This window comes from Microbacterium sp. (genome assembly GCF_035277845.1).
Lineage (GTDB): Bacteria > Actinomycetota > Actinomycetes > Actinomycetales > Microbacteriaceae > Microbacterium.
In genome coordinates this window covers 1-5,309 of the sequence record NZ_DATEJS010000209.1, presented here as the reverse complement: position 1 = coordinate 5,309, position 5,309 = coordinate 1, and the positions used below count along the sequence as shown (strand labels likewise).

Here is a 5,309-nt window from a genome sequence, read left to right as displayed (position 1 = left end):
GTGGCCCCGGACCACCGAGTGCCCGTCGTCGTCGAGCATGGTGAAGAACCCGCCCCAGGAGAACTGGTCCGAGACGGAGCCGCGGCCGAACTTCTGCACCATCACCAGGCGATGCACGGTGGTGCCGTCGAAGTAGGTGGTGACGCGGGTGGTGTTGACCGTGCCCGCACAGTACTCCGCGAGATACGGGTGCTGCACGATGGGCTGCTCGACCAGCAGCTGCCCGTTGCCGACGAGCTCGGCGTGGTAGGCGTCCCAGTCGGCGACGTCGGCCGTGTCGTGGCGGAAGACGCCGTGACCCTCGCGGCTGATCGGCACCTTCGCGATGATGATCGGATGCCGCTCGCAGAACGCCTGCAGCTCCGCCGCGCCGACCTCCTCGAGGTCGATCCACTCGCGGTGCACGTACGGAGCGAAGCGGCGCAGGAACCGGCGCTTGTCGGCGAACAGCTCGGCGACCTCGGCGTCGTTGACGCTCACCGCGATGTGGTGCTGGATCAGCGAGGTCATGAACGTCTTGCGCTCTTTCGGCGTGAGCGAGGCGAAGTCGGCCTCGTAGTAGTCGATGAACGCGGTGTCGTGGAACGCGGCCCACCACAGCATGTCGACGAACACGGGGAACGTCCACTTGCGGTGCTCGCCGCCGATCTTGTGCGCGAGCGCCCAGATGCGGGTGGGAGAGAACCGCTTGAGACGGTTCACGGCGTAGCGGGCACGGGCTTTCACATCGATCTGCATAGCGTTCGCGAGTATATCCGGGCCGCCTCCGAGGGCCCCGGGAACCACGCGACCGGGGTGCGTCGAGGGCCCCGTGATAGCGTCGAAAACATGGGTCAGATCGCTCTTCGCCTCCGCTATCTGGGCGATCGCGCCCGCCGCCTGAAGGCCGGCAACCTCGTCGAGTTCGCCAAGCAGTCCAAGGGCTCCTCCCGGGCGCTCCTGCCGGTGATCATCGCCGACATGCTGTGGTGCTCGGTGCGCTACGAGATGGGATTCCGCGACTACGCGGTGTGGGACATCCGGCTGCTGACGGGGCGCGAGCGCGCCACCTGGATGACCCATCCCAAGGCCTTCCGCCTCAACAAGACGCTGAACGCGCCCGAGTCGCGAGCGCTCATGGAGGACAAGCAGCGCTTCTACACCGACTTCGCCGACGTCATCCGCCGCGAGTGGATCGACGCGCGCACCGCGAGCGCGGACGACCTCGCCGCCTTCCTCGACGGCCGGGGGCGCGTGCTCACCAAGGTCCCCGACGGGCTCGGCGGCTCGGGCATCGCCATGCACGACGTGGCCGCCATCGACGACGTCGCCGCATGGCGCGACGCCCGCCTCGCGGACGGCCAGACGCTCGTCGAGCAGGTGCTCGATCAGGATGCCGCGATGGCGTCGCTGTATCCGGACAGCGTCAACACGGTGCGGCTCATCACGTACCTCGACCCGAACGGCATCCTCCACGTCATCGCCGGCGTGCTGCGCATCGGCAACGGCAACGTCATCGACAACTTCGCCGGCGGCGGCATGTTCACGATGCTCGACGACCACGGCACGGCCCTGTACCCGGCCGTCGACAAGCACAGCCACGTGTTCCGCACGCATCCCGTCACCGGGACCCCGATCGCGGGCTTCGAGGTGCCGCGCTACGCCGAGATCATCGCGATGGTCGATTCGCTGGCGCGCCGCATCCCGCAGATCCCCTACGTCGGCTGGGACATCGCGGTCACCCCGGAGGGCCCCGCCGTCATCGAGGCGAACCACAACTCCAGCGTCTTCCAGATGAAGCCGACGGTCTCCGGCGTGCGGACCGGGCTCCTGCACCGCTACCGCGACGCGATCGGCGAAGCCGTGGTCAGGTGACGCACCCCTGACGACGCGAAGACCCCGGACTCGTCGAGTCCGGGGTCTTCGCGTGATGGGCCAACCGTCAGGCGGGGCGCACGACGCCGAGCGGCGTCGACTCGTGCCCCTGCCCGAGCGGGTTGTCCTTGAGGATGCGCACGAGGCGCTCCTCGCCGGCCTTGTCGAGCGTCGAGCCGAGGATGTTGCCGCCCAGGTCGTTGATGTCGACCACGGCGACGTCGGCCTTCGTGCCGAGGAGCTGCTGCAGGTGCCGGGACACCTCGCGCGGGCGCAGCGGGCCGAGCACGACCGCCTGGTTGTACGGCGGAATGGTGTGCTTGGTGGGGCCGTCGATCGCGCGGGCCCTGTCACCGGCGATCCGGTAGAAGTCGCCCTTGCGGCCGAAGGCCTTGGTGACCGCAGCCACGGCGGCGGCGAACAGGATGCGCGGGGTTCCCACCTCGCGGATCGCCATCTCCATGGTCTGGGGCATCCCGAGCCCGATCCCGTACGGCGTCTTCACGACGTAATGGGACAGGACGTGCGCGAGCCTGCGCGCCTGGATCTCGTCCACGGGGAACGAGCGCCCCTGCGTGATGGCCACGATCTTCTCGGTGACGAACAGGATGTCGCCGTCCTGCACGACATCCGATGCGTACTCGCGCACGAACGCGTCCAGGTCGTCGCCCGGCATGACGACGCGCGTGCGGATCGGGATGCGCTGGACGGTGCCGCCGTCGATCTCGACGGTCAGGGCCTTGCCCTCGTTGGCCGCCCCGGTCATTCGAGGTAGTCCCGCAGCGACTGGGACCGGCTCGGATGCCGCAGCTTCGCCATCGTCTTCGACTCGATCTGGCGGATGCGCTCACGGGTGACCCCGAACGTGTCGCCGATCTGGTCGAGGGTCTTCGGCTGGCCGTCGCCGAGACCGAAGCGCATGCGGATGACGCCCGCCTCGCGCTCCGACAGCGAGTCCAGCAGAGACTCGAGCTGGCGCTGCAGCATCGTGAAGCCGACCGCGTCGGCCGGGACCACGGCCTCGGTGTCCTCGATGAGGTCGCCGAACTCGCTGTCGCCGTCCTCGCCGAGCGGGGTGTGCAGCGAGATCGGCTCACGGCCGTACTTCTGCACCTCGATGACCTTCTCGGGGGTCATGTCGAGCTCGCGGCTGAGTTCCTCGGGCGTGGGTTCGCGACCGAGGTCCTGCAGCATCTGGCGCTGCACGCGGGCGAGCTTGTTGATGACCTCGACCATGTGCACCGGGATGCGGATGGTGCGCGCCTGGTCGGCCATGGCACGGGTGATCGCCTGACGGATCCACCACGTGGCGTACGTCGAGAACTTGAAGCCCTTGGTGTAGTCGAACTTCTCGACCGCGCGGATGAGGCCGAGGTTGCCCTCCTGGATGAGGTCCAGGAACTGCATGCCGCGACCGGTGTAGCGCTTGGCGAGCGAGACCACGAGGCGGAGGTTGGCTCCGAGCAGGTGGCTCTTGGCGCGCTGGCCGTCGCGGGCCACCCACTGCAGGTCCATGCCCAGCTGCGTGGACTTCTCCGCCGCCGACATGTGCGACAGCTTCTCCTCCGCGAACAGACCGGCCTCGATGCGCATCGCGAGCTCGACCTCTTCGGCCGCGTTCAGCAGCGGGACCTTGCCGATCTGCTTCAGGTAGTCCTTGACCGGGTCGACGGTGGCACCCGTGATCTGGGTGGAGTAGACGGGGACGTCGTCCTCATCCTTCGAGCTGATGACGATCGCGCCGGTCGGCAGGGGCTCGGCGGGGGGCGTCGCGGTGCCCTCCTCGTCGTCCTCCTCGTCCCCGGCGGCGGCTGCGGCGGTCGTGGCCGCCTCGGCGTCGTCGGAGCCCTCGGCAGCGTCGTCGTCGAGCTCGACGTCCTCGCCGTCGAGCTCCTCGTCGGGCTCGTCGGCGTCGTCCTTCTTCTTGCCGCGCTTGCCCGAGGCCTTCTTGGCGGCCTTGTCGGCGGCGGCGGACTTCTTCGCGCCCGTGCGCTTGGCAGGTGCCTTCTTCGCGGGCGTGGCGGCCTCGGCGGATTCCTCCGCCGTCACGGTCTCGTCTGCGTCGGCGCCCGTGGCGCCGGAGCGGGCGGTGGTCTTCGTGCCTGTGGTCACGTTTCGCCTTTCACCGGTCGGGGCCGACCGGTCGGTGTGCGGACACTAGTAAGACCCTTGTCAAGTCCGGGTGCGTGGGGGCGACGGGTGTCGCCGCCGTGCATGAGGATGACAACGGGTCGGCTGATCCATTGTCGCACATCCCGATCGAGGGTCTGCGACGCCGGACATCATGGTGAAACGCCCGGCGGTGTGCCGGTATTCCGCGGTGCCGCAGCCCGATCAGGCGATCGGACCGCGCTCGTCGCCGGGGCGGTTGGCGAGGAAGCGCTCGAGTTCGGCCGCCAGTTCGTCGGCACTGGGCAGGTCGCCGGTGTGGATGATGGGGGTGGCGTGCGTGGACCCGGCCATGTAGTCGTCGTAGCGCTCCTCGAGCGTCTGCACCATCTGGGACAGCTCCTCGTTGCCCTCGACCTGCTCGGCGACCTTGTCGAGGAACTCGCGGTTGAGCCGGCGCAGGTCGTCGCCGTCGAACTCGAGCCCGGTGGCCACGGCGATGCTGTCGAGGGCGGCCAGGGCGGCCGCCGGGTACTCGGTGTCGCCCAGGTAGTGCGGCACGAGCAGCACGAAGCCCGCGACGGATGCCCCCACCTCGGCGAAGCGGTATTCGAGCAGGTGCACCGCGGTGCCGGGCACCTGCGTGTGCGGGCGCCACACGGAGTGCGCCTCGGTGATGTCGGGGCGGGTGCCACTCACGGTGGTGCCGATCGGCCGCGTGTGCGGCACCGGCATGGGGATGGCGTGCACCCAGGTCACCGTCGAGACGGAGAACTCGTCGGCGAGGTCGATCACGGCCTCCGCGAACGATTCCCAGGCGAAGTCCGGCTCGTATCCCGCAAGCAGCAGGAACGAGCGACCGGCGGCATCCCGCGCCAGCGACAGCTCCAGCCGAGCCGGGCTGAAGTCGGTGAGCCGGTCGCCGTCGAAGGTGATGATCGGACGACGGGCGCGATAGTCCAGCAGTTCGTCGTTGAGGAACGTGGCCAGCAGATACGAGTCGACGTCCTCGCGCAGATAGTCGATGACCTGCGACACGGCCCCGCCGGCATCCGTGAAGCCGTTGAGCGCGATCACCAGCGGCAGCCCCTCCGGCACCGGGGGTGCGGCGGGCTCACGACGGTAAAGGGACTCGGGGCTGGGCACGTTTCAACTCTACGAGTGATGCGCGGCTGTCGTGCGCGATGCCGCTCAGAGCGAACACGGCGCCGACAGGCCCGCGTCGGCCTGCGCGTGCCTCCTTAGAATGGCGATCATGCCGTTTCCCGAGATCGCGCGAAGCAGCGCGCCCCTCGCAGCCACCGACACCGACGCAGTGATCCTCGCCCTACCCCCGCAGGATGACG

5 protein-coding genes are annotated in these 5,309 nt (G+C 69.0%); 1 reads left to right on the top strand and 4 read right to left on the bottom strand.

All coding sequences use genetic code 11. From position 1 onward, the window contains the following. Positions 1 to 738 (bottom strand): sugar-transfer associated ATP-grasp domain-containing protein (locus tag VJR25_RS08940; RefSeq protein WP_324114625.1); only part of this gene is annotated, 738 nt, incomplete at its 3' end. Between the two features lie 90 nt (positions 739 to 828). Between VJR25_RS08940 and VJR25_RS08935 the strand changes: the two genes are divergently transcribed. Next, complete coding sequence (locus VJR25_RS08935; RefSeq protein ID WP_324114624.1) at positions 829 to 1,854, top strand: sugar-transfer associated ATP-grasp domain-containing protein; 1,026 nt, start codon at positions 829 to 831, stop codon at positions 1,852 to 1,854. 67 nt (positions 1,855 to 1,921) lie between these two features. Here the strand turns inward: VJR25_RS08935 and VJR25_RS08930 are convergent, their stop codons facing one another. From VJR25_RS08930 to VJR25_RS08920, 3 genes are all read right to left on the bottom strand, one after another. Then, complete coding sequence (locus VJR25_RS08930; protein ID WP_324114623.1) at positions 1,922 to 2,620, bottom strand: coenzyme F420-0:L-glutamate ligase; 699 nt, start codon at positions 2,618 to 2,620, stop codon at positions 1,922 to 1,924. Continuing rightward, positions 2,617 to 3,966: an RNA polymerase sigma factor gene (locus VJR25_RS08925; protein ID WP_324114622.1), complete on the bottom strand. Its 1,350-nt coding sequence runs from the start codon at positions 3,964 to 3,966 to the stop codon at positions 2,617 to 2,619. The genes VJR25_RS08930 and VJR25_RS08925 overlap by 4 nt, the downstream gene beginning before the upstream one ends. Before the next feature lie 222 nt (positions 3,967 to 4,188). Further along, positions 4,189 to 5,109: a PAC2 family protein gene (locus VJR25_RS08920; RefSeq protein WP_324114621.1), complete on the bottom strand. Its 921-nt coding sequence runs from the start codon at positions 5,107 to 5,109 to the stop codon at positions 4,189 to 4,191. Positions 5,110 to 5,309: the final 200 nt, after the last annotated feature.